Origin of the sequence: Peristeroidobacter soli, assembly GCF_004138485.1 — a bacterium.
Taxonomy (GTDB): Bacteria; Pseudomonadota; Gammaproteobacteria; order Steroidobacterales; family Steroidobacteraceae; genus Steroidobacter; species Steroidobacter soli.
Genome location: NZ_RYEV01000003.1, coordinates 1,265,230 through 1,287,089 on the forward strand (window position 1 = coordinate 1,265,230; position 21,860 = coordinate 1,287,089).

The window sequence follows — 21,860 nt, forward strand, 5'->3', positions numbered from 1 at the left end:
ACTACAGATGAGCGTGCTCAAAGGGTATCGGGTGCTGGATTGTTCGATCGCCATGGCGGGACCGTTCGCCGCGCAACGGCTCGGCGATCTCGGCGCCGATGTGATCAAGGTCGAGCCGGTCGCCGGTGAGTGGCAGCGCTTCCGCGCGGCCGGCGGTGCAACCGGCAATCGCATCAATGTTTCCTTTCTTTCGCTGAATCGGAACAAACGCTCGCTGGCGGTCGATTTGAAGGCGGCGGAAGGCAAGCAGGTGTTGCTGGAGCTGGTGAAGACGGCGGATGTGTTCATTCAGAACTATCGTCCCGGCGTCGCCAAGCGATTGGGCGTGGATTACGAGACGCTGAGCAAGATCAATCCGCGGCTCATCTATGTGTCGATTTCGGGCTACGGCGAGACCGGTCCTTACGTCGACCGCCCGGGCCAGGACCTGCTGCTGCAAGGCATGTCGGGCGCGATGCTGTCCGCCGGCCGTGCCGGCGAGCCGCCGACGCCAGCCGGCCAATATCTTGCCGACGCCGTCACGGCTTATACCGCTTTCGAAGGAACATTGGCCGCGCTGTTACATCGTGAGCGCACCGGCGAAGGCCAGCTCGTGCAGGTCAACATGCTGGATGCCATCGTCGCCATCCAGATGCAGGAGATGTCCGTGTTCACGGTCGGCAAGAAGCCGCAAGTGCGCTCCGCTGAGCCGCATGCTCACAGCTATATCCGCGCGCCGTACGGCGTGTTCGCGACCGCCGATGGTTACATCGTCATGGCGTTCGCGAATCTGAAGAAGCTGGGTGAGTTGATCGGCGAGCCGAGCTTCGCGGACATGGTCGATGAAGAGAAAGACAGCTGGACCTATCGCGACCAGATCTTCGCTCGCACGCGTGAACGACTGGTGGCGCGCAAGTCGCAGGAGTGGATCGAGCTGTTCCTGAAGAACGATATCTGGGCGGGTCCCGTGTATGGCTACGAGGATGTGGTGAAGGATCCGCAGATCGCGCACAACGGCACGTTCGTCGAGTACGACCATCCCACTGAGGGCCACGTCAAAGTGCCGGGCTTTCCGATCAAGTTCAGCAAGACCCCGTCGAGCATCTCGCGCGGCGCGCCGCAGACTGGTGAGCATACGAGTGCGATCTTGAAGGAGGCGGGCTTCGCGCCGGAGAAGATCAGCAGCTTGATCAGTGCCGGTGTCGTGAAGCAGGACTGAGCATGCAGTATCTCGGTCTGACTTGGGATCACCCTCGCGGTTATAACGCGCTGGCGGCCGCTGCCGCCCGACTCGATGCGAGTCGGGACCGGTTCACGCTGGCCTGGCAGAAGCAGCCGCTGGAGGGTTTCGAGGCCCATCCGATCGCGGATCTGTGTGCTCGATATGATCTGGTGGTGCTGGATCATCCGCATGTCGGTGAGGCGGTGGCGTCGGAATGTCTGCAGCCGCTGGAATCGCTGTTTACCGCCGAGGAGATTGCGGCGCTGGAGGCGGACACGATCGGGCCGTGTCTGAGCAGCTATAAATATGAAGGGCAGCACTGGGCGCTGCCTTTGGATGCCGCCACCCAGGTGATGGCGTACCGCGCCGATCTGATTGGTGGTGAGGTGCCGGTGACGTGGGATGAGGTCATCGCGTTGTCGGCGCGCGTGCCGGTCGCCTTGTCGATCGCCGGGCCGCATGCCGCGTTGAGTTTTCAGTCCATCGCGACGGCGTTTGGTGAGTCGCCGGCCCATCGCGATCCGGCGGTGTTTGTTTCGGAGACGACGGGTCTGGCGGTGCTGGATGTGATGGCCCGGCTGGCGAGTCGCAGTCCATCGATCGTGTGGGCGCTGAATCCCATCGGCATCCTGGCGCACATGGCGCAGTCGCAAGACGTAGGGTTGTGTCCGCTGATCTATGGGTACGTGAACTACGCGAGCACGACCGTGCCCGACGCGTCTTCGATCTCGTTTACCAACGCGCCACGGTGGGCGGCGGGCGGCCGGCCAGGCTCGACACTCGGCGGCACCGGCATTGGCATCTCCACCCGCTGCAAACCCTCGCCCGAACTGTTGAACCACTTGCGATGGTTGCTTTCGGAAGTCGCGCAGAGTGAGTTCATTCCGTCGCACGACGGTCAGCCGAGCCGTCGCTCGTCGTGGCACAACGCCGCCGTGAACGAGCGTTGGAATAACTTCTACGAGCACACCGCCGAGACGCTGGAAAAAGCATACGTACGGCCTCGCTTCAATGGGGCCATTGCGTTCCAGACTCGCTGCTCGCAGTTGCTTCGCGACGGTCTGGTGGAGCGACGGTCGCATCGTGCGGTGCTGAGCGACATTCAAGACGCATACGGCGCCTCGTTCCGCGCGGCCGCTGCTTGAGGACATGGTCATGACCGATAAGATTCTGTTCGATGTGCAGGGCCACGTTGCAACGATTACGCTGAATCGACCCGAGAAGCTCAACGCCGCCACGCCGGAAATGTCCAAGGCCATCGTGGCTGCGGCGGAAGAGTGCAATCGTAACGATCAGATCCGCTGCGTCATCGTGACCGGCGCGGGGCCGAAGTCCTTTTGCGCGGGCTCCGATATCGCGGAGCTCGACACCTACGCGACGCCTTGGGATTTCCGCAATCGTGCGGACTACTGCGACGCCATTCATCGCCTGCTGAAGCCGAGCATCGCGGCAGTCAACGGCTATGCATTCGGCGGCGGTCTCGAAACCGCGCTGTCTTGTGATATTCGCATCGCTTCGAAGAATGCGCGATTCGCAGCGCCGGAGATCAAGCTGGGATGGATTGGCGGTGGCGGTATGGCTGCGTTTCTTTCGAAGAGCATCGGCCTGTCGAACACGGCGCTGATGCTGATGACGGGCGATCCTATCGATGCCGAGAAGGCGCTGGCGTGGGGATTGATCAGCGAGCTGGTCGAGCAGGAAGAGTTGATGCCACGTGCCCGCGCGATTGCCGAGACGATCGCCAGCCGCGCGCCCATCGCGGCCGAGACCGCCAAGTTGAATCTGCGCGCTGCGTGCTCGATGCCGCTGGAGAAGGCGATGGAGTACGAGCGCGACTTGCAGACGATTTGTTTCGCCACGGCGGATGCCGCCGAGGGGCGAGCGGCGTTCAAAGAAAAGCGGGCGCCGGTGTTTCAGCGGCGCTGAGTGGCAGATATCCAATGAGTTGCCGCGTTTGTCGCGACCATCCGGCGTAGCAGAGGCATCGTGCGACGGATGCTCCGACAGCACGGTTATCGCATGCCGCGTTTGAATCCGTACGCGGCGTGCACCGTGGGTCAGGTTTTGTTTCGGGGGACGAGTATGACTTTGTTCGAAATGGCGCGCGGCACGGCCGTGGCTTTGTGCCTTTGGCCGATCGCAGGCTTCAGCGTCTCCGTTCCCGACAATCAGCGAGATGTCGAGACAGTCACGTTCTCCGTCTCGCCGCAAGGCGATGACGCCGCCGACGGCTCCGCGAATCGTCCGTTCAAAACGCTGACGCGAGCTCAGCTGGCCGTTCGCTCGGTCAACTCGAATGCAAATGTCGTCGTGTTGCTCGCCGACGGCATCTATCGAATCAGCGATCCATTGCACTTCGCGCCGGCCGACGGCGGACAGGATGGCAACAACGTCACCTGGCAGGCGGCACCGAACGCGTCGCCAGTGATCGCAGGCTCCTTCCCCGTGACGGGATGGAAAATCTCCGATGCCGCTCGTCAGATCTACGTCGCCGACGTGCCGGCCGGTACGGACACGCGCCAGCTGTGGGTGAACAATCGACTCGCCAAGCCTGCGTCCATCGAGGTCCCGCGCTCGGTCATCGAGTTCGATGCCGAGGGCATGACGATCAACGATCCGCAGTACGACTACCTCGCGAGCCTGCCGGCTCAGCATCGCATCGAGGTGCAGGCGACGGGTTTCTTCACCAGCCGGCTCTCGCCAGTGAAGAGCATCGCCGGTCGGAAGCTCCTCATGCAGCAGCCGGCGTGGGACAACAACACGTGGGGCTATGACACGCTCAATGCTCCGGTCGGTGCCGAGTCGGCGCATCTGTATCTCAACAACTCGCTGGCATTTCTGACGCAGCCGAATCAGTTCTATGTCGATCCCGAGGGCGGCAAGCTGTACTACCGGCCCGCGACGGGCGTCACGCCCGAGCAGATGACGGCTGAGTTGCCGAGACTGCCGTATCTCGTCTCCATTGGCGGCAGCTACGAGCGTCCGATTCGAGATCTCACGTTCAAGGGCATCCGGTTCTCCTACAGCAGCTGGATGGGGCCGTCATCTCCCGACGGCTATGCCGATCAGCAGAGCGGCGCGTATCTCACGGGCGTGACACCGGGGCGTCCTAAGGATGCGTTCAAGAGCTGCGTGTGGGGTTGCCGCGCGTTCGAAACTCGTCGCAACGATTGGTCACAGATTCCGGCCGCCGTGCAGGTCTCGGCCGCCGAGCGGGTCGTGTTCGATCAAGTGGTGTTCGCTCACCTCGGACAGATCGGCCTGGGCATCGGCAACAACGACAACGCCCACGCCACCGGTGTCGGCCTGGGCGCGCGCGGTATCGAGGTGAAGCGCAGCGTGTTCAACGATCTCGCCGGCGGCGCGATCCTGGCGGGCGGCATCAGTCGCGACGCGCATCACCCGTCCAACCCGCGCATGGCGAATCGAAACATCGTCATCACCAACAATCGGATCAAGACGGTGAGCCAGGTGTACATGGACAACAGCGCCATCCTGAGCACCTATGTCGATAGCGCCATCATCCTTCACAACGACATCTCGGATGCACCTTACGACGGCATCGATATCGGCTGGGGATGGGGCATCAACGATGTCGGCGGCAATGGGGTGTATCGGGTCGCCGAGCGCGGGCACTACGATCATCCCGAGAATCTGATCTACGACACGCCGACGTTACATCGGCGCGTGATGGTGGCGTACAACCGTCTCTATAACATCAAGACGCGCTTCCACGACGGCGGGGCGATCTACAACCTGTCGGCCAGCCCGGATACGTTCATCGCCGAGAACTATCTCTACAACATTCCCGACCGGATCGCGCTGTATCTCGACGAGGGCTCGCGCTACATCACTGTGCGTAACAACGTCGTCGATGGCGCGGGTACGTGGTTGAACATCAACACGGTGGGAAGTTATCAGCCGCTGCGCACGTCGACGGATAACAAGGCGGTGGGTAACTGGCACACCGAGGGTAAGGTCGGCGGGTTGTGGGATGCGTATAACAACAACGTGATGGAAGGCAACCAGCTGATCAAAGGTGGCAAGTGGCCCGCTGAGGCGCGACGCGTGATGGAGAACGCGGGGATTCAGAAGGAAGCGGGCGTCGTTGCGTACGGCGATGCGCGCTGACGCGCGCCGCCACCTCACGACAGCTCGCGTATGCGAGCTGGTTCAACGATCACTCGACGCCAAACGCCGCCTGATCAGTTCGAGACAGTAGTCGCAACTCTTCTGCGCTGGCGTTGCCGGATACTTTAAAGCAGCAGACCCAATCTTTCAGGCTGGCGCTACCTGTCAGTTCAAGGCAGCTGTTGCAACCCCTCTGCACGTACACGCCAGCCGTCCTTCGGAAAGCCGGGAAGGTAGGTGAGATCACCCTCCCACCCCGCAGCCATCAACCCGACGGCGAGTAACAGTCCGCCGTTAGAGGGGAAGTAGGTTTCGGCGAGGCGGCGATAGCCGGCATCGGCGCCGGCGGCGCCGGTAGAGGTCGGCACGAGATCTGCGGCATGCTCATTCAGATGCACGCGCGGTGTCATGCCGCTCACGCCGAACTGAAAATTTCGGGAGCTGGACAGCAGGAAGTCCACCGCCTTGCCCGGTTCGTGCAGGCGCGCCGCGGTCATGGCCAGCAATGGAAAGTCCCATCCCCACGTCTGACGCAGATCCCAACTGGATTCCACCGCGCGCAGCGTGCGACGCATGGTTTCCCGATCCACGCTCAGTCCGGGCAGCAGGCCCAGTGCGCCGACAAACGAAGGATGGTCGCGATTCCAACATTCATCCGCCGTATTTCCGTTCGAGCACTGCGCACTGCGCGCCTGTTCCCACTGCTGAGGAAACGATTCGACGGCGAGATACAAGCCGTCTCGTTGGGGCAACGGCGAGAGTTTCTGTAGCACGCGATCCCACTCGGGCTTGCGCGGTAGCTTCAGTCGCTCGCGCCAGCTCTGCGCGGTCGCCAGGCCGAAGCGAAAATATTCCAGCTCGAACGTCGGATTGAACGTCGAAAGCGGCGGAAACACCTCCTGCGCCGGAATGAGTGGCGGGCCGAGCACGTAGCGGTCGCTCTTCTCGTCATAGTGAGCAAAGGACGCGAGCAGATCGGCCGTCTCGAACACGAGCTCTTGATACTGCGCCAGGGTGAGTGCGTTGGGCCGATCGCGGTAAATCAGTTCCGCGAGAAAGATCGGATGCGGCTGCTGCCACATCAGGAACGGCGTGATGGTGCTCGGGCTTTCGCGACCCTCGGGTCCGACCATCTTCGGCCACCACGCGCCATTCAGGCCATGCGAGGCGGCGCGCGCCTTCGCCTGGGGCAGGTGTTGTTGGTACCAAGGCATGCTGCGTTCGAGCAGCTCAGAGCGCCCCCATTGCGCGAAGTGAGCAGCATGCCAAGGATGCATTTCCAGGTGGAACTTACCGTTCCAGCTGTTGGAGAACAGACCTTCCTCTTGCGGCGGCAAGGTTCCCGCGGCGTTCAGCGCCATCATATATTGAGACAACACCACGCGTCGCTCGAGTTCCCGGGCACGCGAGTCGGTGCTGCCGGAGAAGTCGATCACGCCGCCGTTGTTCCAATAGGCGTCCCAGTGCGTCGCCACCGCCTCACGTGTTACTGACGCGGACGGCAGCGGCTGCTGATACTGCTCGGAAGAGAACAGCACGCTGACATTGAAAACGCCGGTCTTGGGCTGGATTCGAATCGTATGCGGGCCGACGGAATCGAAACTCACCTCTTCGTCGCAGGCGGCCTGAACAAAGTATTGAGTGTCATCGAGGCGACGCTGCAGCGATATCGCGCGGGCATTCTTGCTCAGCACCTGTGTCGAATGTCGCTCCGGATGCGCCCAATCCGCCGGGTTCGGGTTGAGCTGAGCCGCGACGCCCGGGAACTTCAACTCCACCCCAAGCTGTGATGCTTTGAGCGTGGGCGCCTTGATGCTCACCTGAAGCATATCCAGCCGCGGATGAACGCTCGTCTCGAGCTCGACGGGCTGGCCGTCGAGCTCGAAGTGACTGTGCAAGAGGCCGCGCCACAAGTCGAGCGTCTGGCGTGTTGCTTTCAGATCCGAGAACTGAACCAGCTTGCCGTCCTTGGACAGAAGGCGCAGTGACACGCGCCCGAGCGAGAAACGATGCGGATTCTCCCGCAACCACTGAATCTCCGGCCGCTTAGCCTCCGACCAATCGCGCAGCCAGGGATATTGCTGAGGCTGACCGCGAACATCGATGGTCTTCAGGCTGTCCTCATACTCAACCTGCTTTGGATTGGGAAAGCTGTGCCATGCCCACTGCGCCTGGGTCAACAAAGGCGACAGCGGCGAGTACTGCTCATCGAACGTTTGCAGCCCCGTGATGTCGGCGGTGAACGCGATGTTGCCGTTGCCGACCATCAACGCAGAGGACGGATCGACGCTCGTCAGCGTGGGATTGTGCCGGGTGACCAGCGCCTTCCGATCGATGCTCGTGTCCTCGACGCGCACCCAATCGAAGTCCGCGATACCGCCACCAGCCTGGTTCGAGGTGAACGTGAACAGCGCCGGCCGCGCGCCTTTCCACCAGCTGAACATCAATTTCGCGCGCGTGCCGAACGGCGTGAACGTCTTGCCTTCGTCGGTGCTGTACGAATAGCGGGCGAACTCGTCGTCGACGTTGACGCGCAGAAGCAGTGAGTCGGTCGCGATCGCATCGCCCAGCGTGTCCGTGCCCGCGTAAGAGAAGGTGAGATGGCGCTTGCCGGACTGTTGCGTCAGTCCGATCCAGCTCGGTCGTTTACCAAACATCGCGAGCCCGGCTTTCTGACCCTCCCGCATTTCCCCGACCAGCACACGCGTGGTGATCTGCGACGACCGGCCGTGCAGCACCTGAGTCAGCGTGTTGCGCGCACTGACGAAGTTCGTCGCGGGCATGGCCCTCAATCGCAAGTGGCCACGGCGCTGCTTCAAGCTCCAGTGCGCGTCGGACGGGTTGTGATTCCATTCCCATTGCACGCCGAGCTTCGTATCCGAAAACTCATCGGACGTTTGAATCCGGACCGGCTCGAACGAGCCGCCGGCGTCCGGCACGCGATGTGACATCACGGGCTGACCGTGGTCGCCCATCACCGGCCAGCCGTCTTCCCAGCGCACCGGCTGCATGTGAACGATGCGCCCATACGCGCCGGTGCTGTTGAAATGCAGGAACCAGCCTTCGCCCGACGGCGTCTCGACGTAGCCGCCCTGATGGGGCGCCTGCACATGCGTCGTTCCCTTGGAGAGCACGGTGCGAATGTCGTAAGGACCATAGATGTTCTTCGAGCGAAGCACCGCCTGCGGCCCTTCGCCGACACCGCCATACGGCGCGAAGATATAGTAGTAACCGTCGCGCTTGAGCAGTTTCGGTCCTTCGAGCACCGGCAATCGCACTTTGTCCTCGACGATCACCTTGCCGGCATCGAGCACCGTGGTGCCGTCGGCCGATATCCGTCGCAGGATCAGTGGGCCCGCGCCGACGCGCGAATGAACCAGATAGGCGTTGCCGTCGTCGTCCCACAGCGGGCACGGATCTTCGAGGTTGGGTTCATCGATGACTTTGACCGGCGCGCTCCACGGCCCTTCGGCTCGTGCGGCGCTGGCCATGAACACGCCTTCGGTGGGCGTTGCGAAGTACACATAGAAGCGCCCCTCGTGGAAACGGATGGAGGGCGCCCACACGCCGGCGGCGTAGCGATGGCCCATCCTGGTGTTGAAAGGAATGCGCTCGGCGGCATCGTCGAATTCCACCGGCCCGGGCAGATCGTAGTTGGGATCGAAAGCGAGTCGAGGCAGCACGTGACCGAGCAGCGTCCAGTGCACCAGATCCCTGGATTTCAGCACCGGCAGACCCGGCGAGAAATGAAACGACGACGCCACCATGTAGTAGCTGTCGTCGACGCGAATGACATCCGGATCCGAGTAGTCCGAATGCAGAACGGGATTGCGATAGAGGGCCGGGGAATCGGCGGCTGCGACGCTCGTCGGAGTGACGAGCGCCGCGCCCAGAAAGAAACCAAAGCCCAACGCGAGCGCAACCGACTTCATTGGTGTTCTCGGAAATCCCTGTGACGGTGTGACAGCATGGGGGTGACTGCCACACCGCCACGCTTCGATCATAGCGTGCGGACTGTCATGCCAACGAACATGGTGCGACCGTTGTAGTCGTAGGTCGCCGGCCAGGTGTTGGCTCGAATCTGCGCGCTGCCGACCACCGGCGGATCGTCGTCGGCGAGATTGTTCACGCCGCCGAAGAATTCCACCTTGTCGCCCCAGTCGTAGGAGAACGAGAAGTCGAGATAGTTCTGTGATTTCAGGCGAGGATTGACCAGGTCGGCGTAGGCCGGCGGTGTCGCTCCCGAGCGTAGCGGCAGCAGATAACGATCGACGGTCACGTCGTCGATGTATCGATGCCGCAGACTCAGGCTCAACGGGCCGGTGGTCCAGGTGAAGCGAGTCACGCCCTTGTACTCCGGAATGGGCTCGCCGCACGTGGTGCCGTAGGAGCCGACGCAGCGGTTCTTCACATTCGGAAACGCCTGCACCGGCGTCGAGGTGAATTCGTTTGTCTTGGTCCACGCCGTGCTGACGTTCAGCGTGCTGCCGTTGCCGAACAGGCCGAAGCCGAAATCGAAACCGTAGCGCGCCGAGAAGTCATAGCCGGAGGTTTCGAGCCCGCCGGTATTCGCCTGCCGGATCTCGGCGTAGTACGGAATGCTGATCTCGCCCGTCACCGGGTTGCGGTTGATGGCCTGGCAGAACTCGCTGTTGGCGTTCTGAATGATGTTGTAGCAGAGGTTCAACGTGTTGTTGAGGCCGCCGCCGAGCTGCGCGATCGCGCCGTCGAGCGTGATGTCGAAGTAGTCCAGCGTCACCGCCAGTTTCGGCAGGATGCGAGGTGTGACGACCACACCGAAGGTGCGCGTGTCGGACTCTTCTTCGCCGACGTTCGGATTGCCACCAAACAACGCCGGAATGATGGTGTTCGGCTGCACACCCGCCGTGAACACCGACGACGCCGGGACACCGCTCGCGATACACAGCTGGCGCACGGCATCGGTTTGGCCGGATGCGGGCTGTTTGTCGGAGCAGGGATCGGTTGCGGGTTCGACGCTCTGACGCAGACCGCCGTACAGATCGGCGACATTCGGTGCACGAATGGCGTGCTGGAATTGGCCGCGGAACGCGACGTCTTCATTCAATCGCCAGTCGAGACCATAGAGATACGTCGACACCTTGCCCACGCCTTCCAGATCGTAGTCGGACTGGCGGAAGCCGCCGTTGGCGGTGAGGCTGTCGACGAATGGCAGGCCACTGAGGATGGGCACGCGCAACTCGCCGAAGACTTCTTTCGCGGTGACATCGCCTTCGGTGGGCAGGCCGGGATTGAAACCGACCACGTCGCCCGAGCGCAGGAACTCATCCGGCACGAACTTCGACGACGCATAGCGCCACTCGGCGCCCAACGAGAACGCCAGAGCTCCGGCCGGCAGATCGATGATCTGACCCGACAGCGTGGCGGCCGCGACCTGCAACTCCGCTTCGGTCGAGTTCGTCGCGCCGATGGCGATGGCGTTCACGGCGGCATCGGAAATGTTCTGGCCGAAGACGTTGAGCACGGGTGCCGCGCCACCGCTGGAGAGCAGAGCCGTGGCGAAGCGGCTGCGAGAGACGTTGCCGGACTGGCGGCTCGTCTCTTCGGTGCGCGCGAAGGTGTAATAAACATCGTAGGCGAGATTGCGCAGGAACTTATCGGAGACGTCGCCGATATCCCCACGCATGCCGAGTGCCATGCGCCAGACGTTGCGATCCGACACGTTCTCGCGCAGTCCGACTTCGACCAGACGCCGGCCGACGTTGATCACGGCGAAGCCGTCGTTCGGATTGTTGACGCGCGAGCTGGAGCCGGTGGTCACCGTGGTCGGTCCCGTTTCGGCGAGGTCCAACTGGCGCAGCACCTCGTTCATGCCCGGAATGTTCGCGAGATAGGGATTGTTGATGTTGAACAGGAACGGACCGCTGATGTTGGTCGGTGCCAGCTGCTGGTCGACGCGGTTGTTACTGAAGTGGAACTCCAGATAGCCGGTGGCTTTGTCGGTGAAGTCGTAATGACTGAACGCATTCACCATCCAGCGCTCTTGAGGCACTTGCAGATAGTTGTCGGGGCCAAGGTTGAAGTCGTCCTGCGGCGTGAGGGCGGGGCGCACCGCCGTGCCATCGTCGTTGAATGTGAAGCCACGCGAGCCCATGCCGGTCAGGCCCGCCGCGGCCAATGCTGCATTCAAGCCTGGATTCGACGTGGCCGAACCCGCGAGTGGCACGCCAGTAAAGCGGCCGTTCGGAATATCGCCGCTGCCGCCGGCGATCAGGCCGGGCACGCCGCCGGCGGCACGGCAGGTCGAGCCCGAGGGCACGGACACAGGAACGCCCGCATGATCTCTGCTGGCGGAGGCGGGTGTTACGCAGCCGTCGGATAAGGAATCGAACGCCCACTCGCCGCGCTCGCCACGAGTGATGGAGCCGCGATTCAGATAGTTCACCGACACGACCGCGTTACCACGACCCTCGGCGAAGTTGCCGCCGACGGTGAGATCGATGTTGTAAGTCGGCGTGGTGGTCGGGCTGTCGTAACTCGTCTGCGCGGTCGCTTCGACGCCTTCGAAGTCATCGCGCATGATGAAGTTGACGACGCCGGTGATGGCGTCGGAGCCGTACACGGCGGATGAGCCGCCAGTGACGACTTCAGTACGCGCGATCAGCGCCGTCGGAATCGTGTTGAGGTCGGTGACTTGCTCGGGACCGTAGATCGCGAATCGCCGTCCGTTCACCAGGACCAGATTGCGGGAGGCGCCGAAGCCGCGAAGATTCACGTCGGCGGTGCCGCCGGGCACCGTGTTTGCCGTCGCGCCGCCGTTGGTGGAGGCCACGAATTGAGGCGCGTCGCTCAGGATCTTTTCGACGTTGGGCGCGCCGGACAGTTTTATTTCCTCCGTACTGATGACGCTCACCGGCGTCGAGGTGTCGATGCCCTCGCGCGCGATTCTCGAACCCGTCACCAGCACCTCTTCCACTTCCGTGCGCTGCGCGTCCTGTGCCAGTGCCGCCGCGCCAAAAGTGGAACCCGCGAATACCACGCCGAAGCCGAGCGCAGCCGCTCGCCGGCGATGTTTGCCTCTGCCGATCATTTCATAGCCCCCTATGAAGAAAATTTGTTGTTGCCCGCACGCCCTGGGCGTGAGCGGTTTTGAATCGTTTTGATAGTGCCGGCGCATGCCGACCGTGGTTCAGCTCTCCCTTCCTGCGATACCGCTACCATTTGTTGGCATCGTGACTGCCAATGAGCGAGAATTATCATAGTTGATCGAAGTTGGCTAGAGTCCAATCATGAGATTTCCAGCCGGCGGGCATCGACTCCAGTGCGCGCATAAAGCAGACAAATATCTCTGCGACAGCGCTCGCGATGGCTCCGTTGACGGATTCGTGGACCAGCACAAAATACTTATTTTTCAGGGGTTTCATGCATGAGTGATCAAGATTCCGGCGGCCTCGATCGGCGCACCGTGCTCAAGTCCGCGGGTGCCGTGGCACTGGGGCTGGCAAGCACCGCCTATGCGGCCCCACCCAGAAAGCGTTTTGCCGTGGTCGGTGTGGGCTCGCGCTCACGCATGTACACCACCGCGATCACGGGCAAATTTCGCGACTCCAATGAAGTGGTTGGAGTGAGCGATAACAACGCCGGCCGGGCAGCGCTTGCTGTAAAGACCATTGCCGCGACCGGGGCGGGCAAGCCCAAGGCGTACAGCGCGGCCGATTTCGATCGGATGATCCGCGAGACCAAACCGCAGACGGTGATCGTCACTTCGCCGGATGCCACTCACAACGAATACATCGTTCGCGCGTTGGATGCCGGTTGCGATGTCATCACCGAGAAACCGATGACGACGACGGCCGAGAAAGCGCAGGCCATTCTCGATGCCTGCAAGCGCAACGGGAGGAGTCTGCGGGTGACTTTCAACTATCGATATTCACCGCCGCGCACCCAGGTGAAAGACATGCTGATGAACGGCGACATCGGCGAAGTGCTGTCGGTGGATTTTCACTGGTTGTTGAACACGGTGCACGGCGCGGATTATTTCCGGCGCTGGCACAGTAACAAGGCGATCTCCGGCGGCCTGATGATTCACAAGGCCACGCATCATTTCGATCTGGTGAACTGGTGGTTGGGGGCGCAGCCGGAGTCGGTCACCGCGATCGGCAAGCGGGAGTTCTACACGCCGACCATGGCCAGGCGCATGGGGCTGAAAAGTCATCACGAGCGCTGCCGGACCTGTCCCGAACAAAACGCCTGCACGTTCTATTTCGATCTCGCGGCCGACGCCGGCTTGAAGGCGCTGTACCTCGACAACGAGCAGCACGACGGTTACTTCCGCGATCAATGCGTGTGGCGACCGGAGATCAGCATCGAGGACACCATGAACGTCGCGGTCCGCTACGACACCGGCACGACGCTCAGTTACTCACTCAACGCATTCAATGCCTGGGAGGGCTATCACATCGCGTTCAACGGCACCAAGGGGCGTCTCGAGCATTCGATCGTCGAGCAGGCCGGTGTCGCGGGCGCCGATGAGACCCAAGGCAAGATCAAGGATGATGGCGTGACGACGCGAATCATTCCGTTGCGAGGCGAGCCGCGCGACATCGAGCCCTGGACCGGAACCGGCGGTCACGGCGGCGGCGACGATGTGATGCTGACGGAAATTTTCGGCGATGCGCCGGCCGACAAATACAAGCGGGCTTCGGATCAGCGCGGCGGCGCGTATTCGATTCTGATCGGCATCGCGGCCAATCAATGTTTCAAGACCGGCCAACCGGTGCGCATCGATGAGCTGGTGACGGGGCTGTCGCCGCCGGATCGGGCGCCGATGCCCAGTCGCACGGCATCCTTGCCGATGCCGATGCGCGTGAAGATGCCTTAATGGGAAATGGGCGGGAGCGCTCGCGTCAGGTGCGAGCGCTCTGTGTCGCCGAACGCCGACGCTTGGCGCCGAATGCGATGGCCGCGGCTACAGCGAACAGTCCGATTGTTCCGGGTTCGGGAATGTTGTTGAGCGAGGAGACCGCGACCAGTCGCAGGTTCTCGCCGCAGGTGCCCAGGCAGATCATGTTCTGGCCGAGACCGATGTCGGCGATGAACGAGAAGGCATGGCCGATGGGCGCGTCGATGACCGAGGTGCGCACCAGCTGAATGAAATAATCGCCGGATTCCCAGCGAATCACGTCTTCATAAAACGGCTGCGTCGGATCGGGACCCAGAAATTGCCGGAAGCTGGTGCTTTCATTCGGCAATGACAGATCCGCGGCGAGCGCTTCGCTCGTGCCGGCCAGACGGGCGTGGAAATAATCGAGTTGATAATGACCGAACCACGGATCGCTGGGATTGGTGTGCAGCCCCTGATCCTGCTGCGTGACCAGCATGCCGCTGCCATCCAGATAGGTGGCCTGCTGGTCCACGTCGTATTCCATCGTGAACCTGAACGTCGGGTCGTCGCCGTTCTCGTAACTGCGACCGTCGCCGAAATAACCGTACGTGTAATAGACGGGAACGGCCGACGAGGTCGCCGACCAGATCAAGCCCACACACGCTGCCCAGAGACTCGCCTTGCGCATCATCCGGTCTCCCTGTCGTCAACTTGCTCTAGGGGGTCTGCTCGCGATCATAAGTGAAATCGCCGAACCCGGCTGCAGTGTACGCGTGCTGTCGCCGAGCGCTACTGTCGTGATTCGTGACAGCAGGAAATTTACCTGCACCTTGCGCCGATGCGTTCGTAAAACGGGCAGCCTCGGTATCATTGCGCGCATGACAGGATCCATTGAACCAAAGGCGCAAGGGCCGTTGCTGACATTGAAAGTTCACGAGCAGTTTCAGAAAGCGCGACGTGCGGGCGCCGCCGAGCTGACGTGCTCGCTCGATCTGGATCGCACCATGACGAGCGTGACTCTCGATGAATCCGGCTGGACGTGGCAGGCGCAGCGATATCCGCATCTGCAGAAGTGCAAGGAGCGCACGGTTTATTACTGGAGTGACGGCGAGTTCGCGCCGGTGTCCCGGTTCAGTTCGTCGCTCATCAAGCTGGTGCCCACGCAGTGGGGGCCGCCGACGTTCGAGATCGACGGCATCAAGATGCTGGTGAGCGAGAAGATTTCGCCTTATCAAGATGCGCAAACCAAAGTCGCGTTGATCGAGCCGCGCGGCAAAGTGATCCTCGATACGTGTGGCGGTCTGGGTTACTTCGCCGTGTGGTGCCTGGCGGATGCAGCGGCGCGGATCATTTCATTCGAAAAGAATCCGGATGTGATCTGGTTGCGTGGGCTCAATCCATGGTCGCCAGCAGTCGGTGGCGCGCTCAGTCTCACTCAGGGCGACGTCGCCGAGAAGATCGTCGAGCTGCCGGATGCGTCCGTCGACGCGATCCTCCACGACCCGCCGCGCTTCGGTATCGCCGGCGAGCTGTACTCGCAGGAGTTCTACGATCAGCTCGCGCGAGTGTTGAAGCGAGGCGGGCGAATGTTTCATTACACCGGCTCGCCCAACAAGCTCACGACCGGCCGCGATGTGCCCAATGAAGTCGCGGCCCGCCTCAAGCGCAGCGGACTGAAGGCCAGGCCACACGGCGACGGGGTGCTGGCGAGCAAGGGCGGTCGCTGATCGGCGGCCCGGCCGGGGGCTGTAGTTGAACCTCGGGCCCGGGCGCTGCGCCCTGGCCCGATATCGATAAAAATACGGCCGATCTCCACTATCCAGCCAGACCGCCCGGTCGAAATGACGCGCCCGCGGTGGTCGATTCCGCACTTCGGTGTCACACTCGGGGCAGGCTGGTGGGGGTGATTTATATGAGTGCAGATCGGGCATTGCGCGATCCGCTGGATGACTTGACTCGCGAACAGATCGAGGCCGCGCTGGCGGCTCAGCAAGGGCGGCCCGGGCCGCTGCTACAGGTGTTGCACGACGTTCAGAACCGGCTCGGCTACGTGCCGCCTGCCGCGATTCCCCTCATTGCCGAGGTATTGAATCTGTCGCGCGCCGACGTGCACGGCGTCGTCACCTTTTATCATCACTTCCGGCAGGCGCCGGTCGGCCGTCACGTCATCCAGCTGTGTCAGGCGGAAGCGTGCCGCTCCATGCATTGTGAAAAGCTGACCGAGCACGTTCAGCGCAAGCTCGGCGTCGAGCTGCACGGGACCACCGCGGATGGTCGCTATACGCTGGAGCCGGTGTATTGCCTGGGTAACTGCGCTTGCAGCCCGGCTGTGATGATCGACGGCGAGTTGCACGGTCGCGTGACGCCGGATGCCTTTGACGCCTTGATCGCGCCGCTGTCATGAATATCAAAGTCTATGTACCTCGGGATGCAACCGCGCTGTCGTTGGGCGCGGGGCGAGTCGCCGCCGCGATCGAGCGCGAAGCGCAGCGTCGTGGGTTGCGGGCTCAGCTGGTCCGCAATGGCTCACGCGGTCTGTTCTGGCTGGAGCCGCTGGTCGAAGTCGCCACGGCCGAAGGCCGTCACGCGTACGGACCGGTGACCGTTCAAGACGTCCCCAGTCTGTTCGATGCGGGCTTCCTGGAGGGCAAGGCGCATCCGCTGCACCTTGGTCCGACCGAAGAGATCAAGGAGCTGAAGAGTCAGCAGCGCCTCACCTTTGCACGCGTCGGCATCATCGATCCGGTTTCGGTCGACGACTATGTTGCTCACGGGGGGTATGCCGGGCTGAAGCGCGCGCTCGCCATGTCGCCGGGAGAAATTGTCGACGCCGTCACTCAGTCGGGCCTTCGTGGCCGCGGTGGCGCCGCTTTTCCAACCGGCATCAAGTGGAAGACGGTGCTCGATCAACCGCCCCAGCAGAAATATGTCACGTGCAATGCCGACGAAGGCGACTCGGGCACATTCGCGGATCGCATGCTGATGGAAGGCGACCCGCTGATGCTCATCGAAGGCATGACGATCGCGGGCATCGCGGTCGGCGCCACTCAGGGCTACATCTATTTGCGGGCCGAGTATCCGCATGCGCATCGCGCCTTGAACGAAGCCATCGCCGCGGCTCGCGCGAGTGGTTATCTGGGCAGCAACGTGCTTGGCAGTGGCAAGCAGTTCGAGCTCGAAGTGCGGCTGGGCGCGGGGGCCTATATTTGCGGCGAAGAAACCTCCATGCTCGAAAGCCTGGAAGGCAAGCGTGGCGAAGTTCGCGTGCGTCCGCCGCTGCCAGCGATCAAAGGCCTGTTCGGTCGGCCCACGATCGTGAACAACGTGATCTCGCTCGCCTCGGTGCCGGTGATTCTCGCGAAGGGCGCGGATTTCTACAAAGATTTCGGTACCGGTAAGTCGCGCGGCACGATTCCGTTGCAGCTCGCGGGCAACATCAAACATGGCGGCCTGATCGAGCGCGCGTTCGGGCTCACACTGCGTGAGCTGATTTATGACTACGGTGTCGGCTCCGCCTCGGGGCGGGAGATCCGCGCCGTGCAGGTTGGTGGTCCGCTGGGCGCCTACATTCCGGCGTCGCAGTTCGACACGGCCATTGACTATGAAGCATTGAGCGCCATTGGTGCGTTATTGGGTCATGGCGGCGTCGTGGTGTTCGATGACACGGTCGATATGGCCGGCATGGCGCGCTACGCGATGGAATTCTGCGCGAAGGAATCCTGTGGCAAATGCACGCCGTGCCGGATCGGCTCGACGCGCGGTGTCGAGCTGATGGATCGCGTGCTCGCCAACGTCGATCGCGAGCGCAATCTGCAGCTGGTCGAGGAGCTGTGCGACACCATGCTGCACGGATCGCTGTGCGGCCTGGGCGGCATGACGCCGTTCCCGGTGCAAAGCGCGCTCAAATATTTCCCTGAAGATTTTCGCAAGACTGTGCAGTAGCCGGAGTTTGTAGCCATGCACGCACTCGATTTCATCGATCCAGGCACACCGGCGGTGCCGGAGCCCGCCGCCGGCGCGGTCAAGCAAGTGACCGTCGAAATCGACGGCTTCAGCGTCACCGTGCCCGACGGCACGTCCATCATGCGCGCGGCCTCGCAGCTGGGGAATCAAATTCCCAAGCTGTGTGCGACCAGTTCGCTAAAAGCGTTCGGCTCCTGCCGGCTGTGTCTGGTGGAGATCGAGGGGCGCAAAGGATATCCGGCGTCGTGCACGACGACCGTCGCCGATGGCATGAAGATCCGCACCCAGAGCGAGAAGCTCGGTCAGCTGCGCGGCAACGTGCTCGAGCTGTATCTCTCCGATCATCCGTCCGAAGCGGAATGCTGTTCCAGCAACAACCGCTGCGAGTTGCATGAAATGGCGGCGGCTGCGGGCGTGAGCGAATCACGTTACTCGTTGTCTGGAGTCGATGGGATCGCTGCCGGTCGCACGCATCAGCACTCGTCGAAGGACGAGAGCAATCCTTACTTCGTCTTCAATCAGGATGCCTGCATCGTCTGCTCCCGTTGTGTGCGAGCTTGCGACGAGGTTCAGGGAACGTTCGCGCTGACCATCGAGGGGCGCGGCTTCGATTCGAAAGTGTCGGCGAGTCAGGCCGAGTCGTTCCTGGATTCTGAATGCGTGTCCTGCGGCGCCTGTGTCGAGGCGTGCCCGACGACGGCGCTCACTGAAAAGTCCGTGCTGTCGCTCGGCAAGGCCGAGCAAGCAATCGCCACGACCTGCGCCTACTGCGGTGTCGGCTGCACATTCAAAGCGGAGATGAAGGGTGAGCAGGTCATCCGCATGGTGCCGTATCGCGAAGGCCATGCGAATCACGGTCATGCCTGCGTGAAAGGGCGGTTTGCCTACGGCTACGCCACGCACGCCGATCGCATCACCAAGCCGATGATCCGGAGCAAGATCACCGATCCGTGGCGCGAAGTGAGCTGGGACGAAGCGATCAACTACGCGGCCGCCGAGTTCAAGCGCATCCAGGCGAAGTACGGCCGGGATTCGGTGGGCGGGATCACGTCCTCCCGCTGCACCAACGAGGAAACCTTCCTGGTGCAGAAGCTGGTGCGTGCCGCGTTCGGCAACAACAACGTCGATACCTGCGCCCGCGTGTGTCATTCGCCCACTGGCTACGGCCTGAAGAACACGATCGGCGAATCGGCGGGCACGCAGGAATTCGACTCGGTGATGCAAGCCGATGTGATCATGCTGATCGGCGCCAATCCCACCGAAGGCCATCCGGTGTTCGCCTCTCAGATGAAGCGCCGGCTGCGTCAGGGCGCGAAGCTGATCGTCATCGATCCGCGCCAGATCAAGCTGGTGCGCACGCCGCACATCGAGGCGGACTATCACCTGCAGCTGCGCCCGGGCACGAACGTCGCGCTGATGAATTCCATTGCGCATGTGATCGTGACCGAAGGCCTGGCGCACGATGAGTACATCACCGATCGTTGCGAGGCGCAGTCCTGGGAGAAATGGCAGGCGTTCGTCAGCGATCCGAAGAATTCGCCGGAGGCAATGGAAGCGATCACGGGTGTGCCGGCCATGGCCGTGCGCGCCGCCGCCAGGCTGTATGGGTCGGCTCCGAATGGCGCGATCTACTATGGTCTTGGCGTTACCGAGCACAGTCAGGGCACGACGATGGTCATGGCCATCGCGAACCTCGCCATGGCTACGGGAAATCTGGGGCGTGTCGGCGTCGGTGTGAATCCGCTGCGCGGTCAGAACAACGTGCAGGGCTCGTGCGACATGGGCTCGTTCCCGCATGAGTTCAGCGGTTATCGCCACGTGTCCGACGACGCGGTTCGTGCGACGTTCGAGTCGGAGTGGGGCGTGGAGCTGGACTCCGAGCCGGGACTACGCATTCCGAACATGTTCGAAGCCGCCCTCGATGGCAGCTTCCGCGCACTTTATATCCAGGGCGAGGACATCGCGCAGTCCGATCCGAACACCAATCATGTGACCGCGGCGCTGACGGCGATGGAATGTGTCGTCGTGCAGGACTTGTTCTTGAACGAGAGCGCCAAGTTCGCGCACGTGTTCTTCCCGGGCTCTTCGTTCCTGGAGAAGAACGGCACGTTCACCAATGCCGAGCGTCGTATCGGCCGGGTGCGCAAGGTCATGCAGCCGCTCGGCGGTCTGGAAGATTGGGAGGCCACCGTGCGTTTCTCGAATGCACTGGGCTATCCCATGAGCTACACGCATCCCTCGCAGATCATGGACGAGATCGCCGCGCTCACGCCGACGTTCACGGGTGTGAGCTACGAGAAGCTCGACAAGCTCGGCAGCATCCAGTGGCCGTGTAACGAGGCGGCGCCCGATGGCACGCCGACGATGCACATCGGTCAGTTCGTGCGCGGCAAGGGCAAGTTCTTCGTGACGGACTATGTGCCGACGCGCGAGAAGACGACGAGCCGCTTCCCGCTGCTGCTGACGACCGGGCGTATTCTCACTCAATACAACGTGGGCGCGCAGACGCGCCGGACTCTCAACGTGGTGTGGCACGATGAGGATCGGTTGGAGATTCATCCGCACGACGCCGACGTGCGCGGCATTCTCGAGGGCGACTGGGTCGGCATCGCGAGCCGGGCTGGCGAGACGGTGTTGCGCGCGCAGGTGACGGATCGGGTGCAGCCCGGCGTCGTCTATACGACGTTCCACTTCCCGGAATCCGGCGCGAACGTCGTGACCACCGACAACTCGGATTGGGCGACGAACTGTCCCGAGTACAAGGTGACGGCGGTGCAGGTCGTGAAGGTCAATCAGCCCTCGGAGTGGCAGAAGCGATATCACGAGCTGACCGAGCGAAATACGCGCATTCGGCGCGACGCGGACGTGCATGTCTGAAGCCAGAGCCGTGCCGGCGACGAGTTGTGAGGTCACGGTCCATCGCTGGCGCGATGGCGACATCGAGCGCGTCGCCGATCAGGTGGCCGAAGAGCTGCCGGTATCGCTGGTGTTCAACGGCGTGCCGCATGTGGTGATGCTCGCGACGCCGGCGAACCTGGAAGATCTCGCCATCGGCTTCACGTTGAGCGAGGGCATCGTCGACTCGCCGAAAGAGATCGTGTCGGTCGAGTCGGCGACGCGTGACGACGGAACGCTCGAAGTGCGCATCGGCATCACCGCCTCGAAGCTGTCCGAGCTGCTACGGCGCCAGCGAAACATGACGGGTCGCACCGGTTGCGGTCTGTGTGGTGCGCAGACGGTGGAAGATGCGATCCGTTCGCCGGCGCCGGTGCAGGGCGGGGTGAGTGTCGATGTGACGTCGCTGCACGATGCGTTGAGAAACCTGCGTGACCGGCAGGAGATCAATCTGCGGACCGGCAGCGTTCACGCCGCTGCCTGGGTGATGCCGGAGTCCGGCATCAAGCTGGTGCGTGAAGATGTCGGCCGGCACAACGCACTGGATAAGGTCATCGGGGCGGTGGTTCGCGCCGGTGGCGATTTCAACTATGGATACTTCGTGGTGACCAGCCGCGCGAGTTATGAAATGGTTCAGAAGGCAGTCACGGTCGGTGGCACGTTGCTCGCCGCGGTGTCCGCTCCCACCGCGTTCGCCATTCGCATGGCGGAGTCGGCGGGCCTGACGTTGATCGGCTTCGCGCGTGAGCATCAACACGTGGTCTACGCTCATCCTTCGCGACTTCTATGCACATCGACTACTTAGTT

General features: G+C 62.4%; 13 protein-coding genes. 10 read left to right on the top strand and 3 right to left on the bottom strand.

Annotated features, from left to right (window positions below; genetic code table 11):
- Window positions 1–7 precede the first annotated feature (7 nt).
- The 4 genes from EKO19_RS14290 to EKO19_RS14305 all read left to right on the top strand — a co-directional run bounded on the left by EKO19_RS14290 (window position 8) and on the right by EKO19_RS14305 (window position 5,332).
- Complete coding sequence (locus tag EKO19_RS14290; protein WP_129777053.1) at window positions 8–1,198, top strand: CaiB/BaiF CoA transferase family protein; 1,191 nt, start codon at window positions 8–10, stop codon at window positions 1,196–1,198.
- Between the two features lie 2 nt (window positions 1,199–1,200).
- Window positions 1,201–2,346: an ABC transporter substrate-binding protein gene (locus EKO19_RS14295; protein WP_129777054.1), complete on the top strand. Its 1,146-nt coding sequence runs from the start codon at window positions 1,201–1,203 to the stop codon at window positions 2,344–2,346.
- A gap of 10 nt (window positions 2,347–2,356) precedes the next feature.
- Window positions 2,357–3,127 carry an enoyl-CoA hydratase/isomerase family protein gene (locus EKO19_RS14300; RefSeq protein ID WP_129777055.1) on the top strand — a complete coding sequence of 257 codons (771 nt, stop codon included), beginning with the start codon at window positions 2,357–2,359 and terminating at the stop codon, window positions 3,125–3,127.
- A 156-nt stretch (window positions 3,128–3,283) separates the two neighbouring features.
- Window positions 3,284–5,332: a right-handed parallel beta-helix repeat-containing protein gene (locus tag EKO19_RS14305; RefSeq protein ID WP_157995258.1), complete on the top strand. Its 2,049-nt coding sequence runs from the start codon at window positions 3,284–3,286 to the stop codon at window positions 5,330–5,332.
- A 170-nt stretch (window positions 5,333–5,502) separates the two neighbouring features.
- On the opposite strand, the gene EKO19_RS38845 is transcribed toward EKO19_RS14305, so the two are convergent.
- A complete protein-coding gene (locus tag EKO19_RS38845) occupies window positions 5,503–9,264 on the bottom strand; it encodes a family 43 glycosylhydrolase (protein ID WP_217705338.1) in 3,762 nt (1,253 codons plus the stop codon).
- A 68-nt stretch (window positions 9,265–9,332) separates the two neighbouring features.
- Window positions 9,333–12,401, bottom strand: a complete 3,069-nt coding sequence (locus EKO19_RS14315) for a TonB-dependent receptor domain-containing protein (protein WP_129777057.1) — start codon at window positions 12,399–12,401, stop codon at window positions 9,333–9,335.
- Between the two features lie 336 nt (window positions 12,402–12,737).
- On the opposite strand from EKO19_RS14315, the gene EKO19_RS14320 reads away from it, so the two are divergent.
- On the top strand, window positions 12,738–14,192 hold the full coding sequence (locus tag EKO19_RS14320) for a Gfo/Idh/MocA family protein (RefSeq protein ID WP_129777058.1): 1,455 nt from the start codon (window positions 12,738–12,740) through the stop codon (window positions 14,190–14,192).
- 25 nt (window positions 14,193–14,217) lie between these two features.
- Here EKO19_RS14320 and EKO19_RS14325 read toward each other — a convergent pair whose 3' ends face one another.
- A complete protein-coding gene (locus tag EKO19_RS14325) occupies window positions 14,218–14,886 on the bottom strand; it encodes a PEP-CTERM sorting domain-containing protein (protein ID WP_129777059.1) in 669 nt (222 codons plus the stop codon).
- Window positions 14,887–15,073: 187 nt separating this feature from the next.
- Between EKO19_RS14325 and EKO19_RS14330 the strand changes: the two genes are divergently transcribed.
- From EKO19_RS14330 to fdhD, 5 genes are all read left to right on the top strand, one after another.
- The gene (locus EKO19_RS14330; RefSeq protein WP_129777060.1) at window positions 15,074–15,922 is read left to right on the top strand and encodes a class I SAM-dependent methyltransferase; all 849 of its coding nucleotides are present in this window, start codon (window positions 15,074–15,076) and stop codon (window positions 15,920–15,922) included.
- Window positions 15,923–16,107: 185 nt separating this feature from the next.
- Window positions 16,108–16,599, top strand: a complete 492-nt coding sequence (locus tag EKO19_RS14335; protein WP_129777061.1) for a formate dehydrogenase subunit gamma — start codon at window positions 16,108–16,110, stop codon at window positions 16,597–16,599.
- A complete protein-coding gene (locus EKO19_RS14340; RefSeq protein WP_129777062.1) occupies window positions 16,596–18,137 on the top strand; it encodes a formate dehydrogenase beta subunit in 1,542 nt (513 codons plus the stop codon). Before EKO19_RS14335 ends, EKO19_RS14340 begins: the two co-directional genes overlap by 4 nt.
- A gap of 15 nt (window positions 18,138–18,152) precedes the next feature.
- On the top strand, window positions 18,153–21,035 hold the full coding sequence (fdhF, locus tag EKO19_RS14345; RefSeq protein WP_129777063.1) for a formate dehydrogenase subunit alpha: 2,883 nt from the start codon (window positions 18,153–18,155) through the stop codon (window positions 21,033–21,035).
- The gene (gene fdhD / locus EKO19_RS14350) at window positions 21,028–21,858 is read left to right on the top strand and encodes a formate dehydrogenase accessory sulfurtransferase FdhD (protein WP_129777064.1); all 831 of its coding nucleotides are present in this window, start codon (window positions 21,028–21,030) and stop codon (window positions 21,856–21,858) included. Before fdhF ends, fdhD begins: the two co-directional genes overlap by 8 nt.
- The last annotated feature ends 2 nt before the right edge of the window (window positions 21,859–21,860 follow it).